Genomic DNA, 25,933 nt, shown 5'->3' on the forward strand with positions numbered 1-25,933 from the left:
CACGGTGACTGTCTCCACCCACGAAAATCCATACCCGCGATGCTCGTCCAGTCAGAGCAGGGGGAAGTGCGCATCGCCGGTCTCGCGCGCGACCTGGGACTCAACCAGGACGCGTTGGAGAACGGGGTGTGCCGCTTCCGCGAGTCGAGCGCCAGCATCACCAGGACGAGGAGCCCGAGCACGGACGTCCCACTCCACGAGCTGCAGCAACCGCCACCGCCTTCGTTCCCCCCGAAGCGGGAGACGCCACGCAGAAGACGTCCGAGGCATCGACCGTGCCTCCGCCATTCACCACCGTCCACATGGCCAGGAATGCGGGCGCCTCGTTGCCGTACATGTCGAACGCCCGCACGCTGAAGGTCACCGAGCCTCCCGCGGGACGCAGGGGGTTCTGCGGCGAGAGGAGAACTCCCAGGCCCCCTGATTTGCTCACGAATCATCCTGTTTCACGGGCCCGAAGACACCGTTTCACCCCTGCGGAGAGCAACGAGAGGCCGGGCGGGAGGTCGCGTGCGGGGAGCCGAAAAAACTCCACGGAAACGAGGACCCGGCTCGGGCGACGCCGGCCGGAGAGACCCACGGCGCACCGCGGAGACGAGGTCCTGGGGACCTCGGAGCAGGAGCGCCCTGTCAGCGATGGATTCTGCGAGTCGGCAGAGACCGACGGGGTTGGTTACCGGTGTCCCTGGGCGAGGACCCCATGAGGGCTTGGGGCCAGCCGGAGCTGGAACAGGTCCCTGGCATTGCCGTGGGTGATCTTCCGTCGGTCGAGCTCGCTGATGGGGGCGCGGTCGATCCATGCCGCCGCGGGCGCGGCTTCGGAGTAGGGGTAGTCGACCGAGAACATGATGTGGTCGGCTCCGACGGTGAGGATGGCGTTCGTGAGGGCGCTGTCGGAGAAGCTGCCGCTCGTGGTGAGCCAGATGTTGTCGGCGAAGTACTCCGGCAGCGTCTTCTTGAGTCGCTTGTCGAAGCGGTTCAGCTCGAACATGTTCTGGGTTCGCCACAGCAAGGCGGGCAGGCCCTCGCCCATGTGCCCGAGGATGAGCTTGCAGCTCGGGAACCGGTCGAAGTGCCCGCCCAGGAGGAGCCGCACGGCGTGGGAAGCGGTCTCCGTGCCGAAGCCCCAGGTGGCGCCCTTCATCTCGGGGTGACCGGCGTAGGCCAGCAGCCCTCCTGGAAGCGCTGGGCGAGGGTGCAGGTAGACCGGCACGTCGAGCCCACAGAGGGCCTCCCAGAATCCGTGGAGCGAAGGGTCGTCGAGGTAGAGACCGACGTTCGGGTCCGCGGTGTTGGTGTAGCCGTTGATGAGCACGCCCTTGAATCCGAGCTCGGTGACGGCCCGGCGCGCTTCGGCGATGGCCTCTTCACCGGCTTGAAGCGCGACGGCGGCGAAGCCCGAGTAGCGGTCGGGGTGCTCCGCGATGCGCTCGGCCAGGAAGTCGTTCTCGAGCCGGGCCTGCGCGGCGGCCTTTCGCGGGTCGACGATGCGCTGGATGCCTGGAGCGGTCAGGGACAGGATGGCGTGAGCGATGCCCGCCTCGTCCATGCTGCGCAGGCGGGCCTCATCGAAATCACCGAGGAGGGGCAGGATCGGACGGTAATAGTCGGTCGTGACGCCACCGCCATCGGAGAGCTGGGCGAGGGCGGCCTCGTCGCCGAGCACTCGGGCCACATCGGCGGGGTGGAGATAGGCCTCCTCCAGGGCAACCTTCGGCAGGCGGACGTTCATCGGGATGCCTCCTCAATCCCGATGCCTATCTCACGAGCGCCCCGCGCTTCAAATGTTGAGGTTGACCGGAGGGAATCGAACCCTCTTCGCCGGGGTCACATCCCGGTGGCTCACCATTCGCCTTCGGCCAACATGATGTCGGGGTACCCGGAATCGAACCGGGACCGCTCGCTTATCAGACGAGCACTCTGCCTTAGAGCCATACCCCGTGATGCAAGGTCTGTGATTGAGGTGCGTGGCCTGCGCCACGCAATGGGGACGCTGGGAGTCGAACCCAGCGGGCCCTGTCGGGCTCGGGCTCTACAGGCCCGCGCGTCTTCCCTAACGCTCTACGTCCCCAGGAGGAGCAGTGGGACCCTGGAAGCCGAGAGGCCGGGTCCCCTGGATGGGAGCCCGGCCTCTGCGTGGCGCGGCGCTTCGGAGACGGAGCGCGAGCGTCAACAGGGGGCGGGCGGATGGCCATGGATGTGGCCGAGTCCCACGATGGAAATCGAGGCGGCGTCCACGTGCGAACGGGAGGCGGCGTCGAGCCGGGTCCAGAGGATGTGGCGATAGCTGAACTTCGTCGGGCTCGTCCGCTTCATCACCGGGGTCATGGTCACCGCTCCTTTCAGGGAGAATCCACGGTGGATGATTTTCGTCCCTGACAAAGGCTCCGAACATCCTCGGGTCGTACCTGGCGGGCCCGCGCGGTGGGGCTCAGGGCGGCGGCGCTCGCTCCTGGAGCAGCTGCTCGACCGCGCGCGCGGAGGCGTCATCCACCGGCGAGAGGACGACCATGCTGAGGCCGTCGCTGTCATCGACGGTGAACATGGACGCCTCGAACCGGAGCTCACCCACGTCGGGGCGAACGAGCCGCCTGGGCCTCACGCCGTGCGTGTGCAGCTCGTTCTCGGCCCAGAGACGGCGGAAGTCCTCGCTCGTCGCCATCAGCTCGTCGACGAGCGCAGCCGCCTCCGGCGTGGCGCCCGCGCGCGCGATGGCGACGCGAAACGCGGCGAGGCAGGTTCGCTGCATGTCCTCGGCGTGGGGCAGGAACGTGGTGGCCTTGGGGTGGAAGACCCGGCGCAGCATGTTGCGCTCGTGCTCCGGCATGGCGGCGTAGTCGCCGAAAAGCACGACGGCGGCGCGATTCCACGCGACGATCTGGAACGTCGGCGTCTTCACGAGCGCGGGCACGCGGAGGTTGTCCAGCACGCGCTGAAGGGCGGGCGTGACGTCGGCGGGCGGCGTGTGCCGGCGCGGAGGTGGGCGTTCATGCGCGAGCAGGAACAACATCTCGCGGTTCGTGTCGTCGAGCTCGAGCGCGCGAGCGAGGCGTTCGAGCACGTCGTCGGAGGGGACTCCGCCTCGCCCCTGCTCGAGCCACGTGTACCAGGTGACGCTCACGCCGGCGCGCGCCGCGACCTCCTCGCGACGCAGCCCTGGCGTGCGCCGCCTCCCAGTCACTTCGGGCTGGAGCCGCTCTCGGCGGGCGCGGAGGAATTCAGGGAGGGTGGTAGTCGCCATACCGGTATCCGGGCACGTCTTTTCGCCGTGCCATGCGCAGCCTACGGTTCGCGCATGACCACCACAACGCCACGGGCAGGAGTGCTGCCTTGCTGACGCTTCATCACCTCGGCCGCTCACAGTCCGAGCGCATCGTCTGGCTCTGTGAGGAGCTCGGGCTGGACTATGTGCTGAAGCGCCATGCGCGCCGGGCCGACAACCGGCTCGCGCCGCCGGAGTACAAGGCGCTCCACCCGATGGGCACGGCCCCCATCCTCACCGATGGAGACCTGGTCCTCGGGGAGTCCGGGGCCATCTGTGACTATCTCATCCAGACCCATGGAGGCGGCCGCCTCGCGGTGCGGCCCGGCGAGCCCGGCTTCGCCGACTACCTCTACTGGTTCCACTTCGCCAACGGGACGTTGCAACCCGTCGTCCTGCAGGTGAGATACCTGGAGCGAGTCGACCCTTCAGGAAGCTCCGCGCTGCTGCAGGCGGCCAGGGAGCGCTTCACGCTCGTCCTCTCCACCCTGGAGAAGCGGCTGGGCGAGGCTCCCTATCTGGCCGGCAACGCATTGACGGCCGCGGACATCATGACCGTGTTCTCGTTGACCACGATGCGGCTGTTCAAGCCGTATGACCTCTCGCCCTGGCCGGACATCCTGGCGTACCTGCAGCGCATTGGCGCGCGGCCGGCGTATCGCCGGGCAATGCAGAAGGCAGACCCGGATTTGACGCCGGTGCTGGGAGCCTCCCCGGAATAGGCCTCGGGCTTCACTGCTTCCGGCCCGGGCGGCAATCCCAGCGCCTCTCGTACTGCCCTGGAGAGGTCGTACAAGGCAGCACTGCACATGAGGAGGGCCAGATGCGAGCAGGCATCATCGGAGCAGTGATTGCGACGGTGCTGCCGATGAGCCGTGTTGGCTCCGGGCCCGGCCGCCGAGGAGCCCGACGCGCTCGGGCAGGTCGAGGGGCGCAGGTCGGACGACTGCGTGAAGCGAAGCCGTCCCAACTGCGTCATCCTCCCCTGGAACAGGAGGTTCGGGCTTCCCTGCCGCGGTGCAAGCGGTCAGGCGGACGGCAGTCTTTGGAGGGGATGCCGTCGCCGCCGGATGCGTCAGCTCAGCACTCCTGGATGTACACCGAATAGCTCGACCGGCCACCCCAGACATAGAGCCCGCCGCAGTAGCAACCATACTCACCGATGAGCTCGGTGTACGTGGCGTCGCTGTAGTACCTGTGGAGGTTCGCGTTCGGCTCGTTGGAGCAGTCCGGCAGCGGTGCCTCCTGCGAGGCCAGGTCCGGCTCGCCCTCCTGCGTCACGGGACCGCCACAGCCCACCAACGTCGCCAGCAGCGCACCAGGAATGAATGACCGCATGTGTCCTCCTCGAAGGGGAACACCATACCATGTGCGGTTCGTGACTGCGTTTGACGCAAGTCGTTGCAGGGAGTGGGTGTCCCCGTTCGCGGGTGGGGTTACGCCTCCCGCCGCTTGCGCAGGACGGGCAGTCGGCTGCGACCCACGGGCAGGCGGGTGCCGTCTCGCAGCTCCACTGCGGTGCGTGAGCCCTCCGAGGCGACGAGCTCACGGATGTCCGTCGTTCGGACGAGATAGGAGCGGTGGATGCGGACGAAGTCGGTGGGGAGCAGTTGCTCGAGCCGCTCCAGGCCCTTCTCGCTCAGCTCGGTGCCCCCGTCGCGGAGGCTCCAAGGCCGTGCACCTGGTGCTGGAGGGCGCGGGACAGGATGGGCTCTTCCAGTCGGACCCGCGCATCCTCGAGCGGATGACGTCCTTCCTGAAGGGCGAGGCGCTCCGCGACGAACGGTTGTAGCTCAAGTCGAAGCCCGGCGGTCCTTGACCCACCCGGCGTTCGAGCGGGAGTCGGGTCGCGGTGTTCGAGGCGGCGGCCCGATTCTCGCCTCCTGTCGCGAAATCGGGGGCGGCACATCTGCTAATCATCCGTCTCGTGACATCCCAACTCGGTCCATACACACGCACCCGACTGCTCTTCGGCGGCATCATCGAGGACCACCTCGCCCAGGTCTCCGGCCCGCGCGGGCGCGAGAAGCCGCTGGTGCTCCAGTGCCTCCGGTCGGACATGGCCGAGGATGTGGGGTTCGCGGAGCTGTTCCTCGACACGGGGAGGCATGCCACCCTGCTCGACCATCCGAACATCGTGAAGGTCTTCGACTTCGGTGTGACGGACGGCACGTACTTCCTCGCCAGGGAGCACATCGAGGGCCCCAGCCTGCGCGAGGTGCTCAAGCACATGGCCGCCCAGCGGATGACGCTTCCGGCGACCCTGTGCGCGCGCATCATCTCGCAGGTCTGCGAGGGGCTCGCCTTCGCCCATGACCTCGCGGACTCCGAGACGGGCGAGCCGCTGAGGCTCATCCACCGCTGTATCAGGCCTTACAACATCCTCCTGTCACACCAGGGGAAGGCCATGATGGTGGACTTCGGCGTCGACGAACTGCGGTCCCGGTTTACGCCGCGCATGATTCCCCTCGTTCACGACGAGGTCTACAACGCGCCCGACGTCATGAGCCGCACGCCGGTGGACCGGCGGATGGATGTCTATTCGCTCGGTGTGGTGCTCTATGAGCTGCTCACCCAGCGCAGGCCGTTCGAAGCCACGCCCGAAAGGAGCGTGATGCAGGCAATCCTGACCGAGCCCATGATACCCGCGGAGCGGCACCGGCCGGACCTGCCCGACGCCCTACGTGAAATCCTCGCCCGAGCGCTCGCCAAGGAGCGGGATGAGCGTTATCCGGACTGCCACGCGTTCAAGGCGGACCTGGAGAAGTTCATCCGCTCCACGGGTGAGTCAGTGAAACCGAAGCACGTGGCCCAGCTCGCCCAGCAGGTGAGCCCGACCTCGGACCGCCTGGAGACTCAGCCACGGCTCACCGTGACGCGAGGTCGGATGCTCGCGGCGGCCGTGGGGCTCCTGGTGCTGCTCGGAGGCGGCCTCTTGCTCTGGCGGATGGGGGCCGCACCCGAGCCCCCGCGGGCCCCCGCTACGACTCCGTAGGGCCGGCGTCCTCACCCCACACGTTCACGAAGCTCGAGCGGCGCGCCCGGGCTCACCGGAGGGTTCGTGGCGTGGATGCGCAAGGGCTGGCCGGGCTCGGCGGTGAGCAGGAAGAGCGCGTCACGGTCCTCGGGGCCCACCCACCACCGGTCGCGTCCGGCGGACGTCACGGACACGGGGCGAGGCCATTCCCCTTCGAGCGTCTCGAGCACCTCGAGCCCGGGCAGGGACACCAGGAGCATCTTGTCCTGGACGAAGAGGGCCGCCCGGTCCGCATCGAGGACACATATCCCGGCCCCACCCCAGGTCAGCTCATCCTCGTCCTCATCGCTGTCACTGCGCGGGAGGGAGCCGAGCAGGGTTCCGTCGAGCGCGAAGTGGAGGAGCCCCGTCAGCCTGTAGTTGACGATGAGCAGCAGGAGGACGCCGTGCGGCGTGGCCAGGGCCCTCCAGAGGTCCTGCTCATGGCCCGGCTCCACCTGGAGTGCTCCTTCCGGCTGAGTCGCGCCCGAGCGGAGCACGTAGACGCGGCCCCGGCCCTTCTCCACGACGGTGATGCCGAAGGGGCTGCTGTCGAGGAACGCCCCGTCAGGCGACTCCGGAAGTGGGAGCCCCTCGGAGTATCCGTACCCGTGCGTGGCGGACACGGGGGCGGGAAGGGGCATGGGCTCCCACTTCTGCCCGGACCCATCGGTCGTGAAGAGGGTGGTCAGGGCGAGGTTTCCGTCCACCTGCGCTCCGATGAGCCGGTCTCCATCGGTAGTGAGATCGAAGCACTCCCTCGGAAAAGCCTGGGCGGGAGTGCTCGCATCGGCTCCCACGGAGAAGACACGCCCCTCTCCATTCCCCACCCAGACGTCCTTCGCCTCGTCGAGCGCGGCGAGCACCACGGGCGCGGAGGGATGACCCGGCGAGTCCGCTGCCAGCTCCCGGCGAACACCCTCGGCTCCGTGGACGACGATGAGTCGCTGCGGATTGATGTCGAACAACCACGCTCCACGAGACAGGAGACGACGCGTCGGGTGCATGGCCTCGCAGCATACCGTGCGAGCGCGCTCCTGCTGTCTCGGTCCGCTCGCCTCACTGCGGACGAACCAGGGTCATGCCGGACATTTCGCGAAAGAGCGTCGGGACGGTGCCTCGCGGGCCTCGACGGCAGGTGGGCGGGAGCCAATACTGCGAGAATGCTCACGGTCCATGGCTTTGGCCGCGTCAACTCGAAGGTGGTGGGGCTCACGAGGGATCTGCGCGTCCTGTGGGCGCTCGAGGAGCTCGGCGTGCCCTATCGGGTCCACGGCGTGGACCATCCCGCGGGGGAGCTCGGGAGCGAGGAGTTCCGGCGGATGAACCCCTTTGCCCAGGTGCCGGTGCTCGAAGACGAGGGCTTCGTGCTCACCGAATCAGGCGCCATCCTGTTGTACCTCGCGGAGAAGACGGGCCGGTTGATGCCCGCGGACTTCCAAGGCCGCGCCCAGGTGATGCGGTGGTGCTTCGCCGCGCTCAACAGCGTCGAGCCTCCGCTGTTCCAGTTGGTGATGATCGACCTGTTCGGCGCCGCGGACCCCACTGGCGCGCAGCGGCGTCCCGGGGTGGTCCAGTATGCCGAGCGCGTGCTGGGCGCGGTGGAGGCCTGGCTGGAGGGCCGTCCGTATCTGGCTGGCGAGGCGTTCACCGTGGCGGACATCCTGATGGTCACCGTCCTGCGTGAGGTCCGCAACGCGGGCGTGCTGGAGGGCTTTCCGAGGGTCTCCGCCTATCGCGAGCGCTGTGAGCAACGGCCCGCATGGCAGCGGACGCTGGATGCCTATGAGCAGCGTCTGGGCGTCCCGGCGGGCAGCGCGCGTTAGCTTCGCGCCGCGATTATCATGACGTGAGCACCCTGGCGTGATGCTCCCTCGCGGGGAGCGGACCTGCCGACTGAGCGAGGACAGCCCTTGGAGTCACGACACCTCTCCGCACCCGCCTGGTCGGCATTCAAGTCCTGGCTGCTCAAGCTGACCGGCGTTCCCGTCTCCCGCCTCCGGCTGCTGACAGGAGGCTGTCCCTCGGAGGAGCTGCCCGCGCTCGCGAAGGAGCTCAAGCGCGTACGGGCCGACTTCAAGAAGCGCCCCAACGAAGTCTCGGCCCCCGCGGACGAGGGTCTGCGGAAGGACTACGAGGCGCTCGACGTGCCCTGGTCCGCGTGGAGCGAGGTGGCGAGCGAGGTCCAGCGTGACTTGAAGCGCAACCGCTACGCGCGCTGGACAGGCGTGGATGCGCTCGAGTTCCCCGAGGGGCCTGCCTTCGGCGACCTGGTGACGGTCGTGTTGTTCGGAGGCGTGGAGCAGGCACGCTCCCATCTGCTGCGTCGCGCGTCGCGCTCCGCGGGCTCTTTGGAGGCGCTGTGGTGCCGCTGGCTCGGAGGGGCGCCGCTCGAACCCGAGGCACTGCGCGCCTTCGCGGGCGCACCGGAGCAGCTCGCCGAGCCCCTCTACACGCCGGATATTGAAGAGCTGCTGCCGCTGTACTTCGTGGAGCCCGACGCCGTGCGCGCTGAACGAGCGCTGGAGGTCGTCGCAGGCAAGCTGGGGCAACCACTGTTGGACTTCCTTCGCTCCCTGCTCGGCCTCTGGAGGAAGGAGACTTCAACGGAGGAGGTGAGGGCGCGCTTCGATGCGTTCGTCGCGTCCGTCCCTCCCTCGAAGGTCGCTCAGCTGTGCGCGCCCGCCTCTCTGTACGGCCGATACGTCGAGGCGCTCCCGGCTCACGCGTTGCTGGAACAGGTGGGCGCGCGTCTCGAGCGCATCGCCGTACCCGCCAGGGTCGCGGACGTTGTGCCCGTGATGGAGGCGCTCACCGCGGTCGAGGAGTTGGCGGCGATGGGGCTGGGCCTGCGCGTGGAGCAGGTGCCTGGGAAGGTCCTCCTCTCCGCACAGGAGCCGGAGACAACGGGCGGGGACGAGTTCCTGTAGCGCCGACGCGGCCTCAAGGAAGGTTCGCGCGAACGAATCGCACCCGCTCTGGAATCGAGGTCCGGGGAAGAGGAAGCAGCTCGTAGCCGAGGCGTGTGTAGACGTCGACCATCGAGCGATGCGTGGCCTCCGCTTCGACGGAGTCCTGCTTGCGCTCGACATCCTGCTGGAAGATTTCGGGCCAGTGCGGCGCGATGAAGACGCGTCGGTTGTAGCGAAACAGCTCCGCGGCCTTCCAGAGATGGTGAGGCACCGGCAGACCGCAGACTTGCAGATACCCGATGACGTCGGGGATGCCTCGGTCCAGGATGACGGGAACGCCTCTCTCTCGCGCCTCCTGGTGGGAGCGCAGCTCCCAGCCCAGCATCAGCTCGGCGAAGGCCCTCCGGTCGGCCCAGGGAAGGGCCGCGCCGCCAATCGCCACCTGTTGCTGGATGATGGCACGCCCCGCCTCGGGCATGTGTGCGAGCCCCTCCGCCGCCAGAGCCTCGATGAGACGGCTCTTTCCGGAGCCCGGGCCCCCGGTGATGACGTGCAGATGAACGGTCACGGTCTTCCTCGGTCGGAGATGATGGAGTGGAGGCCCTTGGCGCGTCGCTCGTGTATATGCCCTCGCGTCTCTCTCCTTGGAATCGACATGAGCGCCTTGCCTGCCTGCCCGAAGTGCAACTCCGCCTATACGTACGAAGACGGTAGCCTCTACGTCTGCCCGGAGTGCGCTCACGAGTGGTCGACAGCCGCCGCGGTCGAGCAGGGGGAGGCGAAGCGCGAGGTGCGTGACGCCTACGGCAACCTGCTGCAGGACGGCGACAGCGTCACCGTCATCAAGGACTTGAAGGTCAAGGGTTCGTCGACGGTGGTCAAGGTCGGCACCAAGGTCCGGAACATTCGCCTCGTCGATGGGGACCACGACATCGACTGCAAGGTCGACGGCATCGGTGCCATGGGGCTCAAGTCGGAGTTCGTGAAGAAGGCGTAGGTATCGCCCATGGGCGATGCCTCTCCATCCATTGACGACGCGGGATTCGCCGTGGAGTCAGAGTCCGCCAGCCTGCTGGTTGGACGACCCCGGTAGGGTTTGTTGCGTGAGGCGAAGCGGGCGACGGGATTCGAACCTGTGTCGACGGTATGGGAAACCGTCATCCTGCCGCTGGACGACACCCGCGTTGCTGCGCTTCCAACGAGCTTGCGGGGAATCTACGGCGGAGCAGTTTCATCCCTGACTCCGCCCTGTCTTCCCCGCGCCTCGTCACGTTCCCGCGGTGGGGATGACGGCCGACAGGTTCACCAGCGTGTCGCGTCGGGTGCCGTGCTTGACGAAGTCCTGGATGCAGCGAGCCAGCGTCGCGGCCAGCAATCCCAACAGCGGCAGGTGCGCGCCGCCCTCGCAGGTGGCCTGTCCGGCGCTGTCCTCGGCGTCCGGCGTGAAGCGCTCGTCCCAGCGCACCAGTCCGAAGGTGCCATCCGCGCTCACCGCGCCGTGCACCAGCGGCTTGCCCGCCTCCCGAGCGAACCCGGAGACCACCCGTCGGCTGTCCTGGTTGTCGAAGCAGTCCACCACCAGGTCCGCGCCGCCGCACAAAGCCGTCACGTTGTCTCGGGTGACGCGCACGCCGAAGGACTCCGCCTTCACGCCGTGCAGGTTGAGGAGCTGGAGCTTGAGCGCCTCGGCCTTGTTCTTCCCCACCGAGGGCTTCACATAGGCCTGCGAGAGCAGGTTCTTGGACTCCACGCGGTCGAAGTCGACGAACACCAGCGTGGCCTCCAGGTTGCGGCACAGCACGGCCGCCAGGGAGCCGATGGCCCCCACGCCACAGAAGACGATGCGCATGACGTCACCTCACCGCGCGCCGAAGGGGACCTTGGGGCGCAGGTAGATGCGCTCGTCGCCGCGGGCGCCGCGGAAGCGGTCCACCATGAAGTGCTGGAAGGCGTCCTCGCGCAGGTGGGCCAGGTGCAGGCCGGGCACGCCACCCGAGCGCACCATCTCCGTGGCGATGCGGCGCACGTCGGCGTCGGAGACGGGGCGGTCCAGCTCCACCGGCACGTCTGCGGACATGCCGTCGTAGGTGATGTTCAGCGTGGCCATGGTGGGGCTCCTCGCGGGGCCCTCGTGGGACGCGGGAGCGCGGCCGACGGGGTGGCTCGCGGGACGCGGGCGGGCGCGGCTTCCTGACCGGGGGCGCCCGGGCGCTGGAAAGACGAGGGCCGGACTCCGCCGTGGAGACGGAGCCCGGCCCTCGGGGGCCGCGAGGGGGAGGGTCCTCGCGGCCGGATGCCTACTTCGAGCCTTCGCCGCTCACCGTCGTCGGCGAGGGTTCGGGCGGCGTGCTCACCGTGGGGGTGAGCGGCAAGGCGCCGATGAAGCCCGAGTACGCCATGCGGTTGGGCGTGCACTCACCCGCGCTGCGCACCTCGCCCTCGGTGGCGTTCTCGAACAGCGCGCTGGCGACGGCGTCGGGGGTGGCCTGGGGGTTGAGCTCCAGCCAGAGCGCGGCCACGCCCGTCACGTGCGGCGCGGCCATGGAGGTGCCGCTCAGGATGCGCGTCTGGAAGTCGCCGTAGTGCCAGGCGGAGGTGATCTTGTTGCCGGGCGCGAAGACGTCCACGCAGTCGCCGTAGTTGGAGAAGTGGGCGCGCTTGTCGCTCGTGTCCGTGGCGGCCACGGTGATGGCCTCCGGCGCGCGGGCGGGCGAGTGCTTGCACGCATCTCCCGACTCGTTGCCGGCGGCGAGCACGTAGACGACGCCCGACGCGATGGAGCGGCGCACCGCCTCGTCGAGCGCCGGGTCCGTGTCGGTGCCCAGGCTCATGTTGGCCACGGCGGGCGACTTGTGGTTCTTCGTCACCCAGTCCACGCCCGCGATGACGCCGGCCGTGGTGCCGCTGCCATCACAGCCGAGCACCCGGACGGAGTGCACCGTGGCGTTCCTCGCCAGCCCGTAGGAGCTGCCCGCGGCGGTGCCCGCCACGTGCGTGCCGTGGCCATGGCAGTCATTGCCCTTCATGCTGTCGCCGATGGCGTCGAAGCCGACGGAGGCCCGGCCGCCGAACTCCTTGTGGGAGAAGCGCACGCCGGTGTCCAGGATGTACACGTGCACCCCCAGCCCGGTGGCGTTGTACATGTAGAGCTTGTCGAGCGGCAGCTGCCGCTGGTCCACCCGGTCGATGCCCCACGTGGGCTTGGGCTGGCTCTCGCGGATGGACACCACGCCGTTCTCCTGGACGAAGGCCACGGCGGAGTCCTGCGACAGCGCGCGAGCCTGCTCCTCCGTCATCCGCGTGGCGAAGCCGCGCACCGCGTGCTCGTACACGGAGAACGCGGTGCCTCCGTACTTCGTGGTGAGGCCCTGGGTGAGCTGGGCCACGGCGAGCGGCTCCAGGCTGGCCTCGGGCTCCTTGAGCACCACCACGTACTCGCCCGGCACCTTCTTGCTCACCTCGACGAACTTCTCCCGAGGCGGCGCGAGGAGCGCGGCGGTGGCCGTCGCGTCCCTGCAGGTGGGCCGGCTGCTCGAGCAGCCCCCCAACAATGCCAGTCCACCCATGGCCAGCGTCATCGCTGTCGTGCGTCGATTCATGGCTCATCCCCCTGCACTGGGTCTCCCCGAATGATACGGATGGACTTATAAATCGGCTTAATCCTGATTGTGTCCCGAGGGATGAGACAGTCGTCTGTCATTGAACGAAGCGCGGAATGCCGACATGGGGGCGTATTGCCTACCAGGCGCGCGCGGTGGTTCCCCACCAGTAGAGGGAGGCCTCCAGCGGATGCTGATGTGGTTTTTCGAGCATCGGACGGATGCCCATCTCCCGCGCGGTGTTGCGCAGGTCCGCGTGCCAGTCCTGATGCTCCGGGGACAGTCGCGTGGCGGCGATGGCCAGGGCGCTGGCGCCCACGGAGTAGCCGCCCTGGAGCAGGGGACCACTGGCGGAGTCCTCCTTGCCCTTCACGCCGCGAGGCCATTCCCGACAGGCCGCGAAGGGGAGCAGGGCACCTGCTGGGTGGTCACAGTGTCCCTTCACCAGCGCGGAGGTGAAGGTGGCGGCGGAAGGGTGCGCGCCCATGGCCAGGAAGGCGCCCGTCCACGCCAGGGTGGTGCCGCGAGGCAAGGGCTCCACGGGCTTGCCCCGCGCATCGACCTTCGTGGGAAAGCCCGAGGGCAGGGCCGCGAGCTCCACCAGTCGGGCGGTGAGGCGCTCACCCATCGCGAGCGAGGCCGCGTCGCCGCGCAGCCGTCCGTGGAGGAGCAGCCCCGCGGCGGCGGGCGCGCTGTCACACGGCCAGATGGACTTGCCGAAGGAGGGCAGCAGGAGCTGTCGCTCCAGTGCCTCGACCAGCTGGTCGGCCAGCGCGTCGAACAGGGCGGTGCTTTGCGCGTCGGACACGCCCGCGCGCTCCATGCCCGCGAGCATCAACAGGACGTAGCCCCGGTACAGCACGCTGCGCGGAAGCGAGTGTCCCTGGACGACGGTGACGCCGTCCCGCAGGAAGGGCGCGCGGGCCCGTGTGAGGGCGTCGTCGAGGAGCGCCTTCAGTCGCCTGGGAGTCTCGGGCAGGGGGCTCCCCGCGAGGGACCTCTGGACGAGGATGAAGGACAGGTGTCCGTCACACAGGAGCTGCGCCTCCACGAAGCGGCGGCTCGCGTCGCCCAGGAGTCGGGGCTCGCAGCCTCGTCCGAGGATTCTCCGCTCCAGTTGCGCCAGGGACGGGGCCGACGGGGCCTCCGTCGGTGGGGTGTCCGTGAGGCCGGCCTCGCTCGTACCGAGCGCGAGCAGGAGCAGTGGCAGGAGCGGGGAGGGCATGCGTCCCACAGGGGAGCATGGTGGCGCCGGGCCGTGGGCGACGGGGTCCTCACCGGTCGCCGAGCCGGTGGGAGTGGTCGCTCCCACCGGCTGGACGGCGTGGCCTCAGGGGCCTTCGCGCTGGACCTTCAAGTCACTGAAGCGGCCTTCACGCTCCAGCCGCCAGAGGTCCTCATCGGTGACGAAGGGTTGGCCGAGCAGCTCGCGCGCGCGTTTGACCTTCGCGAGCAGCACCGGGTCCAACACGGGCGTGCTGTTCTCGCGCGTGGGGCGGGGAGGCGGTCGCATGATGGAGAAGGTCCCCCGCGCGGGATGTCCATCCTCGGTGGTTCCCTCGAGCAGATAGGTGACGTGTGTCACCGAAGCCTCGGCGCGGGTGTCGAGCGCCACGGGGACTTCCACGTCCTGGCCCACGGGGAGCAGGTCCACGCCCAGGCTCACCTCGGCGGTGTCCTCGGGAAGCGGCGGTGCATCGGCCTCCGGGACGAGCGAGCGCAGCGCCGTCACCCGCTCCAGTCGCACCGGACGCTTCCAGCGGTGGGACAGCTGGAAGGTCTGACGGACCACGCCCTGCGCGTCCTCGACGGGGAAGCGCGGCGAGCCCACCGCGAGCACCGTGACGATGCCTTTCTTGGCGAAGTTCTCGAACGTCGTATCGAGGAGCTGGAGCGAGGAGCGTCCCGCCGCCTTCTTCCCGGACGCATCGAACGCCTCCACCTTCACCAGGTGCTGCGAGTACAGCGCCGCGGGCCGCATCGGGTCGGGGCGCAGCGAGTGCGTCACCCGGGGCGCGCTCGTCGTCACGGTGTGACGGTCGTCGAAGGTCCAGACGAACTTCACGGGTGTGAAGGGCGTGGGCGCGGCGCCGGGGCGGGGGCGCTCCAGGATGCGCGCGAGGAACTCGAACTCCTCCTCCGTGTTTGGCGCGCGTCGGGAGAAGATGTCCACCTGTCGCTCCGGCTCACAGTCCTTCACCGTGTACCGGGGCACGCGCGCCTGGGTGGCGACGTTGTCCTTGCCGAACACCGTCACGGTGGGCAGCTCGTACGTCCCATCCGCCATCCGCCAGACCCGCAGGGGCACGCGCAGGCCGCTGCCCGCGCCGATGGTGGCGTGCAGGTGGGTGTCGTCTCCGTCCGGCGAGTGGGCGCGGACGCTGATGAGGTTGTCCTCGCCGGAGCAGACCTCCCGCTTCTCCACCGTCACCTCGTCGATGAGGGGCGCGGGGACGCGAGGCGCGGCGGCGGGCCTCCGCGCGTGCTCGGTGCGCGAGGGCAACACCGCGGTGGTCCGCACCTCGGCGCGCGTGGGCGTGCCGTCGAGGGCGGGAGAGGGCTTGGGGCCGGGAGGTGTGTCCGGCTCGTTCGAGCGCAGCAGCACACCCGCCATCAGCGCCGCGATTCCCAGTCCGAGCATGAACGTCCTGCGTCTGCGCCACCGTGAGGGTTGCGTGGGAGTCATCCAGGGCTCCTGTCGATTCGAGCGACGCGTGAGGGCTCACTGCCAGCAGCCGTAGACGTTGCCGCCGGAGTTCCACTGGAGCTGATGGGAGTAGTCGCTGGCCCACAGCGTGACGTTGGACGGGTGTACGCCCCAGCCGCCGATGCGGTCCGGGCTGATGGAAGTGGCGGTGGCGTTGGGGTCGTCGCGCACCTGCCGCCAGATGACGCTGGTGCTGGTGTCGCAGCGGTTGGCGGACATGCAGTTGGCCACCTGGTTGCCGGCGTTGGTGCACACGTTCCAGAAGACGGGGCAGATGACGCTCAGCGCGACGTTCTCGAACCAGCCCAGCGACTCCTTGCACTGGCCATGCACGCCCCAGTGGACGGAGTTGGCCGCGTTGGCGGTGACCTCGTGCGGGTACGTGTACGGGGAGACGGCGCCCTTGCCCGCGTAGACGTGCGCGTAGGCGAGGAAGGTGGAGCACACCATGCCGTTGTTGGCCGCGTTGCCCGGAATCTCGTGCGCCGCCTCCAGGTCCCGGTACTGGAACAGCGAGTAGGGCACGCGTGAGCCGTTCCACAGCGGCCGGTCGATGCGCTGGCTTCCATCGACGCGCGAGACGTCGCTGACGTACGGGTGGTTGAACCAGAGGCTGTTCGCGATGCGGGCCGCGCCCGCGGGGTCGCCCAGCTGCCACGCCGTCCAGTCCGGCCCGTGGCCGTTCGCATCGTAGAGGTAATGGTAGATGCCGCCCTGGTTCACCTGCTCCAGGCCCGGGTAGCCGTACTGGAGCTGCGACGCGACGAGCGGTGTTCCACAGACGGTGGGCCAGTTGTTCTGGGCCGGGTCCTTCATGGTGGCGTGGGTGACGCCGCCGGTGGGGCCGTGGGAGAGCATGGAGTGCGTACGGAACTCGCCAATCGCATCAATGACGTTGCGGATGGGCCCGTCGTTGCTGCGGCTGAACACCACCGCGCCGTTGGGGGCGTTCCACCCGGCGGCGGTGTAGCCACACTCCGAAGCGGCGGCGGGAAGCGATGCTCCCAGCGCGGATACCGCGAGACAGCCAGCGAGGACTCGACGCATCAGATACTCCCGGACATGCGACGCTCCCGTGGGCCGGCCCTCTGGTGTCCCAGGCGCGGCGCGAAGCAGAGGTCCGTGGGAGCGGCTTCACCGATGCCTGGGAGGCTGCACGGTAGGCACGGCGGCCGTGTATTCCAGGCTGGACCTGGAGGGCAGTACGACGGGGGACAGGGGCTCACCCTGGGAGCCGGTGGGAGCGTTCGTGGGTCCACGCCCAGGACGTCCTCGGGGGACCTCCCGGGTTGCAGGCGCGGTGCGGGGACACATCCTCGGGGCAGGCGAGAGGAGGCGTGTCACACATGGAACTGTCAGCTCCGATGCATCGCTGGGACGTCACGCCGACGGAGGCCGTGGCGCTCCAGCGCGAGCTCCGGGAGCGGGTGGTGCTCCAGCCCCCACCGGGCCTGAGGGTGGAGCGTGTCGCGGGCGCGGACGTGTCCACGGAGAAGGGGCGGGACACGGGCTTCGGCGGAGTCGTGGTGCTGGACGCCGGCGCGCTCGTGCCCGTGGCCCAGGCGGGTTCGGCGGTGACCCTCGGGTTTCCGTATGTGCCGGGGCTGCTCTCGTTCCGGGAGCTGCCGGTGGTCGCCGTCGCGTGGGAGCGGCTCTCGATGCGGCCCGACGTCCTCATCTTCGACGGGCACGGCATCGCCCATCCGCGACGGCTGGGCATCGCGAGCCACGGTGGGCTCCTGTTCGGCATCCCCTCCATCGGGTGCGCCAAGTCCCTGCTCGTCGGCACGCACGGCAAGCTTGCGGACGCGCGTGGCTCCACGTCGCCCATCATCCACAAGGGCGAGGTGGTGGGCATGGCGGTCCGCACGCGCAAGTCGGTGCAGCCCGTGTACGTCTCGCCGGGGCACCTGATGGACCTGCCCACGGCGGTGGAGCTGGTCCTGCGGGCGAGCCCGAAGTACCGCGAGCCGGAGACGACGCGTCACGCGCACCGGATGGTGAACGCGCTGCGCCGCGCGGACGGCGAGGCCGCGGAGCTGGAGTGAGACGACCTCCCTGGATTTGACCGACGGCCCGACGACCTCTATGTCCAGAGTCCTCGAGATGGGGACGGTACCGGGCGCGAGCACGGCCCGGGCAGACGTGTCCCCGGCCACCTGACGCGAAGAGGGCGTGGGCGCTCTCGTGAGGGTGGCGCAGCGAAGGTGGGGGTCGCCCGTGGGAGCGTCGATGCGGAGGTTGTCATCCCGGTGGAGTGAGCTGGCGTCGCATTACCCCGTCGTCGTGGTGGGGTCGGGGTATGGCGGCGCCATCACCGCCAGCCGGCTCGCCAGGGCGGGGCGCCAGGTGTGCGTGCTGGAGCGGGGCCGCGAGCTGCAGCCGGGGGACTACCCGCGCACGGAGGCGGACTTCGCCCAGGAACTCCAGGTCCACATGGAGGCGGAGAGCAACGTCGACCTGGGCCGCGCCACCGCCCTGTTCGAACTGCACCGGGGCGGCGACGTGGCGGTGGTGTCGGGGTGTGGGCTGGGCGGCACGTCGCTCATCAACGCGGGCGTGACGCTGCGGCCGGACCCTCGCGTGCTCCAGGATTCACGCTGGCCGGAGGCGTTCCGTGAGGACGTGCCCGGGCTCCTGGAGGATGGCTTCACGTGGGCCGAGCGCATGCTGCGGCCCACGCCCTATCCGGAGTCCTCGCCGCGCCTGGCCTCGCTGGCGGCCATGGAGCGCGCGGCCCGTCGCATGGGCGGCACCTTCAAGCGCCCCCCGCTGGCGGTCTCCTTCGAGGAGCAGGTGAACGACGCCGGCGTGAAGCAGGGCGCGTGCACGCTGTGCGGGGACTGCCTCACCGGCTGCAACCAGGGCGCGAAGAACTCCGTGCTGATGAACTACCTGCCGGACGCGCATCGCCACGGCGCGAAGGTCTTCACCGAGGTGTCCGTGCGCTACCTGGCGCGCGACGGGAATCGCTGGCGCATCTACTACCGGCCGATGAACACCGGTCGCGAGCGCTTCGAGGCGCCGGACCTGTGGCTGACGGCGGACCTGGTGGTGCTCGCGGCGGGCACCATGGGCACGGCGGAGATCCTGATGCGCTCGCGCGCGCTGGGGCTGTCGCTGTCGAAGCAGCTGGGCCAGCGCTTCAGCGCCAACGGGGACGTGATGGCCTTCGGCTACAACACGGACGTGCCCGTCAACGGCGTGGGCCACGGCGTGAATCCGCCGGAGGGCCGCGAGCCGGTGGGCCCCACCATCAGCGGCATCATCGACGAGCGCGCGACGGCCCGGCAGGAGGACGGCATGGTCATCGAGAACGGGGCCATGCCGGGCGCGTTCGGCAAGCCGATGCTGGCGCTGCTGTCCGCCGCGGCCGCGGTGGGCGGCGAGGACATGGACTCGGGGCTGAAGGACAAGCTGGAGGAACTGGCCCGGGTGGCGGACAGCGCGGTGCGCGGCCCGTACCACGGGGCCATGCGCAACACGCAGACCTTCCTCGTGATGTCCCACGACGCGGGCGTGGGCGAGCTGCGCATGGAAGGGGACCGGGTGCGGGTGCACTGGCCGGACGTGGGCACGCAGCCGGAGCTCGCGCGCGTGGACCAGCGGCTGCGCGAGGCCACCGCGGCCCTGGGCGGCACCTTCGTGCGCAACCCGCTGTGGAACCGGCTCACCGGACACGAGGTCCTGTGCACCCATCCGCTCGGAGGCTGCGTCATGGCGGAGCACGCGGGCGCGGGCGTGGTGGACCACGAGGGACGCGTCTTCTCCCGTCATGAGGGGAGCGAGGTCCACGAGGGGCTCTACGTCAGCGACGGCTCGGTGATTCCGAGGTCCCTGGGGACCAACCCGCTGTTCACCATCTCCGCGGTGGCCGAGCGCTCCGTCGCGTTGCTGGCGCGTCGGCGAGGCTGGCACATCGACTACACGCCCGCGCTGGAGGCACCCGCGGCCGAAGCGCGGACGCCGGTGGGCGTGCGCTTCTCCGAGACGATGTACGGCCACGTGTCCGGCGCGGTGCATGAGCATGAGCTCGTCGCGGGAGACCCGAAGCGCGAGGGCGCCACGCGTCTGCGCTTCGTCGTCACGGTGGAGACGCGAGACCTGGAGCGCACGCTCGAGGACCGGCTGCACCCGCTGGCGCTCTCCGGCATGGTGGAGGCCCTGGCGTTGTCGCCCCGGCCGCTCGTCGTGGAGGGGGGCGAGCTGCACCTGATGACCCAGGAGGGCGCACGTCCTGGCGGGCGGCGGATGCGCTACCTGCTGCCGCTCGTCGCCGAGTCGGGTGAGCGCTTCTTCCTGGATGGGTACAAGGACGTCCACGACGATGCGGGCTTCGACCTGTGGGCCGACACCACGCGGCTGCTCGTGTCCGTGTACCGGGGCATGGACATCTCGGGCCCCTGCGTCGCGCGCGGCGTGCTGTCACTGGACCCGGCGGACTTCGCGAAGCAGCTCTCCACGTTGCGCGTACTCGGCGCGCGGGACGCGGTGGGCCAGTGGCAGACACTGCTGCGCTTCGGCCGCTTCTTCTTCGGCGCCCTCTACGACACCTATGTGAAGAAGGCCGCGTAGCGGGCGGGGAGCCGGCGGCCTGTTCCGCCGTGCCAGCGGGTGGTGCTCCTCCCGTGCGCCGTGGGCAACCTGACCCCACGAAGGCACTCTGGGAGGACACGGCCATGGCGGACAAGCGGGAGCGCGAAGGGCAGGAGTCTTCTTCGACGGACGGCTCGAACGAGCGAGGCGGTCTGCCCATCGAGGCCCGCCGCGCCCGTCGGAAGGAGGCGCACGCGAGCCAGCACTACGCGGCCTTCCTGAAGCACCTGTGCGAGCGGGGCGGCATGTCGCCCTCGGTGGCCGAGAAGGCCGCGGTGTCCGTGCTCTGCGCGGTGGAGCAGCGCATCACCCAGGGCGAGACGCAGGACCTGGAGGCTCAGCTTCCCAACAAGCTGACGCTGCTGCTGCACCGCTGCGAGCGCCACGAGGACGAGCTGCCCAAGGGCTTCGGCCGCGAGGAGCTGCTCGCGCGCGTAGGCGAGGACCTGGCGCTCAACCCGGAAGCGGTGGAGCCCGTGGTCCGCGCGGTGCTCAACTCCGTGCGGGCGCAGATTTCCGAGGGCGAGGCCGAGGACGTCATGGACCAGCTCCCCGAGGACCTCAGGGAGCTGTGGCGCCGTCCCAGCTGACGTCAGGCCCGCGCCATCGGCGTGTAACGCATGCCGGAGATTTCGCGCAGGGGACCGGTCCACCAGGGCTCCTCGGACACCCAGACGTCGCGGCCGTCCTCGCGGGCCACCATGCCGCCGGGGGCCACGACGGAGAAGCGGGGGGCGCGTCCGAGCGCCTCGGTCAACGCGGCCATCGTCGTCTCGTCCTCCTCGGAGAAGCCGAGTGGACCCTCGGGGTGGCTGTGCGTCACCTCCACCAGCTCCTCACGCCAGTACCAGATGGCCTCCCAGCGCGCGCGGGAGTCAGGCAGCAGCACGGGGCTGTCGGAGGCCTCGCACCACAGCACCTCCTCGTCCCGTCCGATGAGCAGGCACACCTCATGCGACGACATGGTTCCTCCTCTCTTCGCGTGTCACGCGTGCCGGGTGATGACCAGCACGTCCGTGTCGATGGCCTCGCGGATGACCGAGGGCAGGCTCTCCAGCGTCACCTCGCTGTCCGCTCCCGCCAGGCACACGCCCGCGTCCAGCACCTGGAGCGTGCGCGCGTCCACGATGGAGACGAACCGCTCCCCCATGAAGCTGAACGTCACCTCCAACTGGTTCCCCGCCATGCGACGATGATGCAGCAGCCGCGCTCCCGCGCCCCGCAGCGCCACCTCCGCGCGCGAGGGGTCTCCCACTGGCGCGCCCCGGCCCCGTGACATGTCGCCCGACAGCACCCGTCGACGGGCCTCCTGGGCCAGCTCGGAGGCGCGGACCGTCTGCGCGTCGAGCCACGCTCGCTGCTGCTCGGCCACGCGCCGCGCCTCGAGCGCCCGCTGGTGGACCCGCCGCTCCTCCGCCAGGGCGCGCAGGCACGACTCCGCCTCCGGACGGCCCAGCTCAGCCACCCTCAGCACCCGCCCTCGCGTCTCCGCGGGGGCGAAGCGGATGTCCAATGTCCTCGACGCGGCCTCCAGCAGCGCATAGCCGAACGCCGCGCGCAGCGGAGCGCTCACGCCCTTCACGGACGCGAGCGGCCGTCCCTCCTCCAAGGCCCGACGCGCGGCGTCCTCCGCCTCGCCCTCGAACTCCACGCCGTCGAACAGCAGCGCGCCGTCGTGCCAGCGCCGCGCGCTCACCGGCGCGAGCGGTGACGGCTCATCCTCCGGCAGCAGTTCCAAGGGCCGTGCCACCGCGCCCTCAAGCACCAGGCGCGCTCCCCAGACATGACCGCGCACCCGTGGCAGCGCCTCCAGGCCCTCGGGCCCGGCGGGCTCGCGGGCGGTGGCTTCGCGCCCCTTCAACTCGAAGCGCCACCACCCCGGGGCCACGGGGGGGGTGACACGGAGGCGTCGCGTGGCGGTGTCCACGGTGCCGCCGCCCAGATACGGCAGCACCGCCGACTCCACCTTCCCGAGCAACTTCCGGTAGTCCACGACGCCTCCTTGCCTTCACCGCGACTTCGCGCTCACGCCACCTTCAACAGCGGCGTGCGCATCACCCGCTCGACCCAGCCGGACTGGCTGGCACCGGGCAGCGTCGGCGCGTCCAGCAGCGCCTTGAGCACCCGGGGGACCTGGTAGGGGTCCGCGAACTGGTCCACGTTCACCTCGCTGAAGGGCACCCGCAGCTGGCTCGCGCACGTGCGCACCGTGTTGCCACGGCCACCCGCCACGCTCACCAACAGCGCCATCGCCGCCACCGGGAAGCCGACGTCGCGGAACGCCCGGGCGAACTGGTCGCCCGCCTCGCCCGCCTCGTCGCCCACCACGATGACCACCAGCTTCGCCCCCTCCGGCACCCTCATGCCGTCCCGGTGCAGCGCGTGCACGCCGGCCGCGTGCGTCGTGCCACCCGAGGCCTTCAGCCCCGCGAGCATGTGCTGCACCGCCGTGCGGTTGGAGGCCTTGGGCCGGAGCACGGTGCCCATCGTGTCGAACGCCGCGATGTGCAGCTTCTCCATCGGGAAGCCCGCGAGGATGCGCGCGAGCGCCTCCTTCGAGTTCTCGATGGCCCCGTCCATGGAGCCCGACTTGTCGATGAGGAACATCACCCGCACGTCGGTCTCCGCCGTCGCCTCCGCCACCGCCTGTCGTGCCGCGTTGTCGCTCGCCTCCTCCAGCTTCTGGCGCAGCACCTCGCTGCGCACGTTCTTCGCGATGTTGAGCGCCCGCTGGTCCGTCGCCGTCTGCACGGCCTTCTCCCAGCGCGCGCGCACCGTGGGCTCCGCCAGCAACCCCAGCTCCTCCAACGTGGGCGTCATCAGCCGCAGGTCGCGGTCCGACAACGAGGGCAACAGCGCCGCCATGATGGCCGGCGTCATCCCCACGTCCTTCGGCAGCCGACCCACGACCTCCTTGTAGGAGAGCCGCTCGGAGTCGATCCACTCGCAGATCTCCGCCTCGGACAGCCCGTCGAAGCGCTCGCGCTTGACCAACGTCAGCCCGCTCAGGCCCACCGTGCGGTGCCCGCCCTCGGCCTGCTTCTGCTTCCAGCCGAGCACCTCGAAGAAGCCCTGCGTGAGCGGCTTGTAGCCCGCCTTGCGCGCAAGCTTCTTCAACGTCTCCTTGTAGCCGGCCTTCATCAGGCCCTGGAGCATCGACAGGTTGGACTCCCGCGCGGCCAGCCACCTGGACGCCACGCGCTTCCAGCGGCCCATGGGCGGCTTGCGCGACGCCGGGTCCCCGAAGCCCGCCTGCCGGTTGAGGCTGGCGATGTCCGGCAGCTCGAGCAGCTCCGCCACCCGCAGCACCGCCTTGGGCGTGAGCATGCGCGTGGACTTGCGCTCGTAGTGCAGCACCATGGCCTCGCCGATGGAGCGGTAGTCGTCGTCGTGGAACGCCACCTGGCCGTCGTCACCGCGCACCGGCTGGCCCGCGTGCTGCTGCACCAGCATGAGCGCGCACGTGGCCACCTTCAGGTCGCGCCAGTCCGTCTGCGTCAGCGCGTACGACGCGAAGTGCGCCATCAGCTCCGAGTTGAGCTGGTGGATGTCGAGCAGCTGCCGGTAGAGCTTCACCGCCGCGGGCACGAAGAGGCCCGGCTTGACGGGCTTGCCCACCGCGCGCTGCGCCGGCGTGGCGTGCGCCGCGGCCACCCACGTGCCGCCCACGTCCAGCCCCGGACGGTTGTGCCACAGGTGGGCCGAGCCGCTGAGCACCAGGTCCAGGAGCTTCTCGGCGGGGCCTCGCTGGGACTCGGGCAACAGCTGCGTGTTCGGGTTCGTCGACATGGGGAGTCCCCCTTTCGGGACGTGCGGCGGGTCAGGCGCGGGGCGGACCTCGAGCCCGACAGGGCCCTGGGAGTGCACCGCGCGTGGAGCGCACGGGGGGCGTCAGGTGCACGAGGCACGGCCACCCGCGCGAAGCTGGGAGTGAGGAGGAAGGAAGGTGCGCCCGAGTGACGAGGCCGGTGATGCTGGATTGAATGTCCAGTGTTCTACCGTTGAACTACGGAGCCTGACGGCCCCGGCGGGATTCGAACCCGCACCTCTCATTGCGTGTCTGGCCCTGTCGGCCGGGCGCGAGGCTTTTCAGTCGGAGTCGACGCGTCGGTGACGGGTGCTCACGAGTAGACGCACACGTCGCCATGCACCGGGAACTTCGCCACGTCCTTGCCGCCCCGGTATGTCTTCCGGGCCGGCACCGAGACGAGCTCCCACGTCGGCAGCACCACCGCCGTCAGGGAGCGTCCGTAGACGCACCCCGTGTCGATGCCCACCGCGTGCTCGGTGACGAGCGGCTGGTCGAACACGGTGTGTCCGAAGATGACCCGCTCCGGGCCCTTCCAGTGGTGGGTCCAGAACGTCCACCCCTGAGGTGCCTTGGAGGGCCAGTAGCTCTTCTTGGCGGGCGGCTGGATGCACTGCGCGTGGAGCAGGTGGTACGGGTCCTGCGCCTCCACGGGCAGGCCGGGCATCATCCCGGCGTGGACGACGACGGCGTTGTGCTCGGGCAGCCTCAGGTAGTGGGGCAGCCGGGCCATCCACTCGTAGTGCTCGGGCTCGAGCACCTGACGGGTCTCCAGGTGGTCGGGATTGAGCCGCTCGGCGGCGCGGTGGCGCTGCTGCAGCGTCGTCTCCTCGTGGTTGCCCAGGATGGCCTCGTGCCGCATGGCCAGCTCCACGCACTCCCGCCGCTTGGGCCCCCGGTCCACCAGGTCTCCCGCGAAGATGACGCGGTCGCTGGAGGTGGCCCCCACCTTGGCGAGCAGCTCCAGGGCCTCGTCGTGGCAGCCGTGGAGGTCTCCGATGACGATGGTGCGGGGGGACATGACCGAGGGTTCCTTGGAAGCGGGAGGGTGGGCAGGCGCCCGGAAGCAATGCGGCCAGGGACGGGGGCCCCCCACGTTCCTGACCGGGAAATTCCCGTTCCCCCTCCCGGACGGCCCCGGGGATCATCCTGTCAGGAAGTCGGCGACCCGGGCGTCGGGCTTCGTGGGTGCCACGACTGTCCGGTCGTCCGGGTGGCCTGGGCACCCCTGCTCCACTCGGAGGCTGCCTGCGGATGCCAACGTGGTACCTTGCCGCGCGACATCCCTGTAATCCCATCTCCCGGGGCGGGTCTCCGGGCACAGCTCCCAGGTCCTTCCGGTGTTCGAGCAGCTCACGGATGACGAATTGTTCGCGGAGGTGGTCCGCCGCCGCGCCACGAACGAGCCCATTGGGGGCCCGCTCGGAGCGTTGGTTCAGCGGTGGAGCCGGCCTGCCCGGTACGTCATCAGCAAGATTCAGGCGAGCTACGGTCGCGGTTCCCCAGCGGACGGCGACGAGCTCTATCAGGACGCGGTCGGCAAGTTCCTCGACCGCGGGCTGGACCAGTTCCGTGGCATCTCCCAGCAGATGCCGGGCCGGAGTGCGTCTCCCAAGACGTTCTTCCTGCGCATCGTCAAGCACGTGGCCATCGACTTCTACCGGCGGCACCGCGAGGAGCTCGCGGCGCCCTCGTCGGACCCCGATGACGTCATGGAAGAGCCGCCTTCCGAGCGGGCTCGCGCTGTCGAGATGGGCAGGAGGACGGAGGAGCGCGCGGACGCCCAGGAGCTGTACTGGGCCGCGTTCGCACGGCTCCAGCAGGAGCACCCCAAGGAGGCCTCGGCATGGGAGCTGTATCACCACGAGGACGTGGAGGATCACGAGGAATGCGCGCGTCGGCTGAACATCACCGTGGTCAATTCCTACAAGCGCGTCAGTCGCGCGCAGGCCTACTTGAAGCTCTACCTGCTGGATCTCCAGCGCGAGTCGCCACGAGGGGAGGAAGCGTGAGCCTCCTTCCCGGCCACACCC

27 protein-coding genes and 4 tRNA genes are annotated in these 25,933 nt (G+C 69.7%); 9 read left to right on the top strand and 22 right to left on the bottom strand.

Features of this window, described 5'->3' with window-relative positions:
• Positions 1 to 157: 157 nt before the first annotated feature.
• The 7 genes from AC6JA9_RS08945 to AC6JA9_RS08975 form a co-directional block, all read right to left on the bottom strand.
• Positions 158 to 433 carry an ABC-type transport auxiliary lipoprotein family protein gene (locus AC6JA9_RS08945; protein ID WP_223747778.1) on the bottom strand — a complete coding sequence of 92 codons (276 nt, stop codon included), beginning with the start codon at positions 431 to 433 and terminating at the stop codon, positions 158 to 160.
• A 240-nt stretch (positions 434 to 673) separates the two neighbouring features.
• A complete protein-coding gene (locus tag AC6JA9_RS08950) occupies positions 674 to 1,732 on the bottom strand; it encodes an amidohydrolase family protein (RefSeq protein WP_223747779.1) in 1,059 nt (352 codons plus the stop codon).
• 60 nt (positions 1,733 to 1,792) lie between these two features.
• Positions 1,793 to 1,863, bottom strand: a tRNA-His gene (locus tag AC6JA9_RS08955).
• 7 nt (positions 1,864 to 1,870) lie between these two features.
• Positions 1,871 to 1,941: transfer RNA gene (locus AC6JA9_RS08960), tRNA-Ile, on the bottom strand.
• A 44-nt stretch (positions 1,942 to 1,985) separates the two neighbouring features.
• Positions 1,986 to 2,071: transfer RNA gene (locus tag AC6JA9_RS08965), tRNA-Tyr, on the bottom strand.
• A 98-nt stretch (positions 2,072 to 2,169) separates the two neighbouring features.
• A complete protein-coding gene (locus tag AC6JA9_RS08970) occupies positions 2,170 to 2,328 on the bottom strand; it encodes a hypothetical protein (RefSeq protein WP_223747780.1) in 159 nt (52 codons plus the stop codon).
• A gap of 103 nt (positions 2,329 to 2,431) precedes the next feature.
• Positions 2,432 to 3,241 carry a helix-turn-helix transcriptional regulator gene (locus AC6JA9_RS08975; protein WP_223747781.1) on the bottom strand — a complete coding sequence of 270 codons (810 nt, stop codon included), beginning with the start codon at positions 3,239 to 3,241 and terminating at the stop codon, positions 2,432 to 2,434.
• Between the two features lie 89 nt (positions 3,242 to 3,330).
• On the opposite strand from AC6JA9_RS08975, the gene AC6JA9_RS08980 reads away from it, so the two are divergent.
• A complete protein-coding gene (locus tag AC6JA9_RS08980) occupies positions 3,331 to 3,984 on the top strand; it encodes a glutathione S-transferase family protein (RefSeq protein WP_408891519.1) in 654 nt (217 codons plus the stop codon).
• A gap of 358 nt (positions 3,985 to 4,342) precedes the next feature.
• Here the strand turns inward: AC6JA9_RS08980 and AC6JA9_RS08985 are convergent, their stop codons facing one another.
• Positions 4,343 to 4,600, bottom strand: coding sequence for a hypothetical protein (locus tag AC6JA9_RS08985; RefSeq protein ID WP_223747783.1), 258 nt, complete (start codon positions 4,598 to 4,600; stop codon positions 4,343 to 4,345).
• 98 nt (positions 4,601 to 4,698) lie between these two features.
• Complete coding sequence (locus AC6JA9_RS08990; protein WP_223748023.1) at positions 4,699 to 4,905, bottom strand: LytTR family DNA-binding domain-containing protein; 207 nt, start codon at positions 4,903 to 4,905, stop codon at positions 4,699 to 4,701.
• A gap of 284 nt (positions 4,906 to 5,189) precedes the next feature.
• Between AC6JA9_RS08990 and AC6JA9_RS08995 the strand changes: the two genes are divergently transcribed.
• Positions 5,190 to 6,257, top strand: a complete 1,068-nt coding sequence (locus tag AC6JA9_RS08995) for a serine/threonine protein kinase (protein ID WP_223747784.1) — start codon at positions 5,190 to 5,192, stop codon at positions 6,255 to 6,257.
• An 11-nt stretch (positions 6,258 to 6,268) separates the two neighbouring features.
• Here the strand turns inward: AC6JA9_RS08995 and AC6JA9_RS09000 are convergent, their stop codons facing one another.
• On the bottom strand, positions 6,269 to 7,246 hold the full coding sequence (locus AC6JA9_RS09000; protein ID WP_223747785.1) for a hypothetical protein: 978 nt from the start codon (positions 7,244 to 7,246) through the stop codon (positions 6,269 to 6,271).
• Between the two features lie 195 nt (positions 7,247 to 7,441).
• Between AC6JA9_RS09000 and AC6JA9_RS09005 the strand changes: the two genes are divergently transcribed.
• Together AC6JA9_RS09005 and AC6JA9_RS09010 are read left to right on the top strand one after the other, a co-directional pair.
• Positions 7,442 to 8,104 (top strand): glutathione S-transferase family protein, encoded by a 663-nt coding sequence (locus tag AC6JA9_RS09005; protein WP_223784471.1) that lies wholly within the window; start codon positions 7,442 to 7,444, stop codon positions 8,102 to 8,104.
• A gap of 87 nt (positions 8,105 to 8,191) precedes the next feature.
• Positions 8,192 to 9,208, top strand: coding sequence for a hypothetical protein (locus AC6JA9_RS09010; RefSeq protein WP_497959510.1), 1,017 nt, complete (start codon positions 8,192 to 8,194; stop codon positions 9,206 to 9,208).
• Between the two features lie 13 nt (positions 9,209 to 9,221).
• Here AC6JA9_RS09010 and AC6JA9_RS09015 read toward each other — a convergent pair whose 3' ends face one another.
• Positions 9,222 to 9,758 carry an AAA family ATPase gene (locus AC6JA9_RS09015; RefSeq protein ID WP_497959511.1) on the bottom strand — a complete coding sequence of 179 codons (537 nt, stop codon included), beginning with the start codon at positions 9,756 to 9,758 and terminating at the stop codon, positions 9,222 to 9,224.
• An 87-nt stretch (positions 9,759 to 9,845) separates the two neighbouring features.
• On the opposite strand from AC6JA9_RS09015, the gene AC6JA9_RS09020 reads away from it, so the two are divergent.
• Positions 9,846 to 10,187 carry a zinc ribbon domain-containing protein YjdM gene (locus AC6JA9_RS09020; protein WP_223747788.1) on the top strand — a complete coding sequence of 114 codons (342 nt, stop codon included), beginning with the start codon at positions 9,846 to 9,848 and terminating at the stop codon, positions 10,185 to 10,187.
• Positions 10,188 to 10,302: 115 nt separating this feature from the next.
• Here AC6JA9_RS09020 and AC6JA9_RS09025 read toward each other — a convergent pair.
• The 7 genes from AC6JA9_RS09025 to AC6JA9_RS09055 all read right to left on the bottom strand — a co-directional run bounded on the left by AC6JA9_RS09025 (position 10,303) and on the right by AC6JA9_RS09055 (position 16,543).
• Positions 10,303 to 10,373: transfer RNA gene (locus AC6JA9_RS09025), tRNA-Gly, on the bottom strand.
• Positions 10,374 to 10,457: 84 nt separating this feature from the next.
• Positions 10,458 to 11,039, bottom strand: coding sequence for a HesA/MoeB/ThiF family protein (locus AC6JA9_RS09030; protein ID WP_497959512.1), 582 nt, complete (start codon positions 11,037 to 11,039; stop codon positions 10,458 to 10,460).
• A 9-nt stretch (positions 11,040 to 11,048) separates the two neighbouring features.
• Complete coding sequence (locus AC6JA9_RS09035; RefSeq protein ID WP_046711652.1) at positions 11,049 to 11,297, bottom strand: hypothetical protein; 249 nt, start codon at positions 11,295 to 11,297, stop codon at positions 11,049 to 11,051.
• A 190-nt stretch (positions 11,298 to 11,487) separates the two neighbouring features.
• On the bottom strand, positions 11,488 to 12,789 hold the full coding sequence (locus AC6JA9_RS09040; RefSeq protein ID WP_223747790.1) for a S8 family peptidase: 1,302 nt from the start codon (positions 12,787 to 12,789) through the stop codon (positions 11,488 to 11,490).
• A 139-nt stretch (positions 12,790 to 12,928) separates the two neighbouring features.
• The gene (locus AC6JA9_RS09045; RefSeq protein ID WP_223784474.1) at positions 12,929 to 14,014 is read right to left on the bottom strand and encodes a hypothetical protein; all 1,086 of its coding nucleotides are present in this window, start codon (positions 14,012 to 14,014) and stop codon (positions 12,929 to 12,931) included.
• Positions 14,015 to 14,119: 105 nt separating this feature from the next.
• Complete coding sequence (locus tag AC6JA9_RS09050; RefSeq protein ID WP_497959513.1) at positions 14,120 to 15,475, bottom strand: hypothetical protein; 1,356 nt, start codon at positions 15,473 to 15,475, stop codon at positions 14,120 to 14,122.
• A gap of 36 nt (positions 15,476 to 15,511) precedes the next feature.
• Positions 15,512 to 16,543, bottom strand: coding sequence for a hypothetical protein (locus AC6JA9_RS09055; RefSeq protein WP_223747793.1), 1,032 nt, complete (start codon positions 16,541 to 16,543; stop codon positions 15,512 to 15,514).
• A gap of 299 nt (positions 16,544 to 16,842) precedes the next feature.
• On the opposite strand from AC6JA9_RS09055, the gene nfi reads away from it, so the two are divergent.
• From nfi to AC6JA9_RS09070, 3 genes are all read left to right on the top strand, one after another.
• Positions 16,843 to 17,544, top strand: a complete 702-nt coding sequence (gene nfi / locus AC6JA9_RS09060) for a deoxyribonuclease V (RefSeq protein ID WP_497959514.1) — start codon at positions 16,843 to 16,845, stop codon at positions 17,542 to 17,544.
• 184 nt (positions 17,545 to 17,728) lie between these two features.
• Entirely contained in the window at positions 17,729 to 20,071 is a 2,343-nt protein-coding gene (locus AC6JA9_RS09065; protein WP_223747795.1) for a GMC family oxidoreductase N-terminal domain-containing protein, read from the top strand.
• A gap of 104 nt (positions 20,072 to 20,175) precedes the next feature.
• Positions 20,176 to 20,682 (top strand): DUF2267 domain-containing protein, encoded by a 507-nt coding sequence (locus AC6JA9_RS09070; RefSeq protein WP_267697585.1) that lies wholly within the window; start codon positions 20,176 to 20,178, stop codon positions 20,680 to 20,682.
• A gap of 2 nt (positions 20,683 to 20,684) precedes the next feature.
• Here AC6JA9_RS09070 and AC6JA9_RS09075 read toward each other — a convergent pair whose 3' ends face one another.
• The 4 genes from AC6JA9_RS09075 to AC6JA9_RS09090 form a co-directional block, all read right to left on the bottom strand.
• Positions 20,685 to 21,056: a Mov34/MPN/PAD-1 family protein gene (locus AC6JA9_RS09075; protein WP_223747796.1), complete on the bottom strand. Its 372-nt coding sequence runs from the start codon at positions 21,054 to 21,056 to the stop codon at positions 20,685 to 20,687.
• Positions 21,057 to 21,077: 21 nt separating this feature from the next.
• Entirely contained in the window at positions 21,078 to 22,085 is a 1,008-nt protein-coding gene (locus AC6JA9_RS09080; protein WP_497959515.1) for a hypothetical protein, read from the bottom strand.
• Positions 22,086 to 22,117: 32 nt separating this feature from the next.
• Positions 22,118 to 23,881, bottom strand: coding sequence for a vWA domain-containing protein (locus tag AC6JA9_RS09085; RefSeq protein ID WP_223747798.1), 1,764 nt, complete (start codon positions 23,879 to 23,881; stop codon positions 22,118 to 22,120).
• A 332-nt stretch (positions 23,882 to 24,213) separates the two neighbouring features.
• The gene (locus tag AC6JA9_RS09090; RefSeq protein WP_473566498.1) at positions 24,214 to 24,921 is read right to left on the bottom strand and encodes a metallophosphoesterase; all 708 of its coding nucleotides are present in this window, start codon (positions 24,919 to 24,921) and stop codon (positions 24,214 to 24,216) included.
• Positions 24,922 to 25,240: 319 nt separating this feature from the next.
• On the opposite strand from AC6JA9_RS09090, the gene AC6JA9_RS09095 reads away from it, so the two are divergent.
• Complete coding sequence (locus tag AC6JA9_RS09095) at positions 25,241 to 25,912, top strand: RNA polymerase sigma factor (protein ID WP_046711661.1); 672 nt, start codon at positions 25,241 to 25,243, stop codon at positions 25,910 to 25,912.
• The last annotated feature ends 21 nt before the right edge of the window (positions 25,913 to 25,933 follow it).

Source organism: Myxococcus sp. MH1 (assembly GCF_059738865.1).

Excerpts from the sequence above, each read along its gene's own strand:
- AC6JA9_RS08950 (WP_223747779.1), bottom strand. The coding sequence starts at position 1,732 with ATGAACGTCCGCCTGCCGAAGGTTGCCCTGGAGGAGGCCTATCTCCAC.
- AC6JA9_RS08970 (WP_223747780.1), bottom strand. The coding sequence starts at position 2,328 with ATGACCCCGGTGATGAAGCGGACGAGCCCGACGAAGTTCAGCTATCGC.
- AC6JA9_RS08975 (WP_223747781.1), bottom strand. The coding sequence starts at position 3,241 with ATGGCGACTACCACCCTCCCTGAATTCCTCCGCGCCCGCCGAGAGCGG.
- AC6JA9_RS08985 (WP_223747783.1), bottom strand. The coding sequence starts at position 4,600 with ATGCGGTCATTCATTCCTGGTGCGCTGCTGGCGACGTTGGTGGGCTGT.
- AC6JA9_RS09005 (WP_223784471.1), top strand. The coding sequence starts at position 7,442 with ATGCTCACGGTCCATGGCTTTGGCCGCGTCAACTCGAAGGTGGTGGGG.
- AC6JA9_RS09020 (WP_223747788.1), top strand. The coding sequence starts at position 9,846 with ATGAGCGCCTTGCCTGCCTGCCCGAAGTGCAACTCCGCCTATACGTAC.
- AC6JA9_RS09030 (WP_497959512.1), bottom strand. The coding sequence starts at position 11,039 with ATGCGCATCGTCTTCTGTGGCGTGGGGGCCATCGGCTCCCTGGCGGCC.
- AC6JA9_RS09035 (WP_046711652.1), bottom strand. The coding sequence starts at position 11,297 with ATGGCCACGCTGAACATCACCTACGACGGCATGTCCGCAGACGTGCCG.
- AC6JA9_RS09040 (WP_223747790.1), bottom strand. The coding sequence starts at position 12,789 with ATGAATCGACGCACGACAGCGATGACGCTGGCCATGGGTGGACTGGCA.
- AC6JA9_RS09045 (WP_223784474.1), bottom strand. The coding sequence starts at position 14,014 with ATGCCCTCCCCGCTCCTGCCACTGCTCCTGCTCGCGCTCGGTACGAGC.
- AC6JA9_RS09050 (WP_497959513.1), bottom strand. The coding sequence starts at position 15,475 with ATGACTCCCACGCAACCCTCACGGTGGCGCAGACGCAGGACGTTCATG.
- AC6JA9_RS09055 (WP_223747793.1), bottom strand. The coding sequence starts at position 16,543 with ATGCGTCGAGTCCTCGCTGGCTGTCTCGCGGTATCCGCGCTGGGAGCA.
- nfi (WP_497959514.1), top strand. The coding sequence starts at position 16,843 with ATGGAACTGTCAGCTCCGATGCATCGCTGGGACGTCACGCCGACGGAG.
- AC6JA9_RS09065 (WP_223747795.1), top strand. The coding sequence starts at position 17,729 with ATGCGGAGGTTGTCATCCCGGTGGAGTGAGCTGGCGTCGCATTACCCC.
- AC6JA9_RS09070 (WP_267697585.1), top strand. The coding sequence starts at position 20,176 with ATGGCGGACAAGCGGGAGCGCGAAGGGCAGGAGTCTTCTTCGACGGAC.
- AC6JA9_RS09075 (WP_223747796.1), bottom strand. The coding sequence starts at position 21,056 with ATGTCGTCGCATGAGGTGTGCCTGCTCATCGGACGGGACGAGGAGGTG.
- AC6JA9_RS09085 (WP_223747798.1), bottom strand. The coding sequence starts at position 23,881 with ATGTCGACGAACCCGAACACGCAGCTGTTGCCCGAGTCCCAGCGAGGC.
- AC6JA9_RS09090 (WP_473566498.1), bottom strand. The coding sequence starts at position 24,921 with ATGTCCCCCCGCACCATCGTCATCGGAGACCTCCACGGCTGCCACGAC.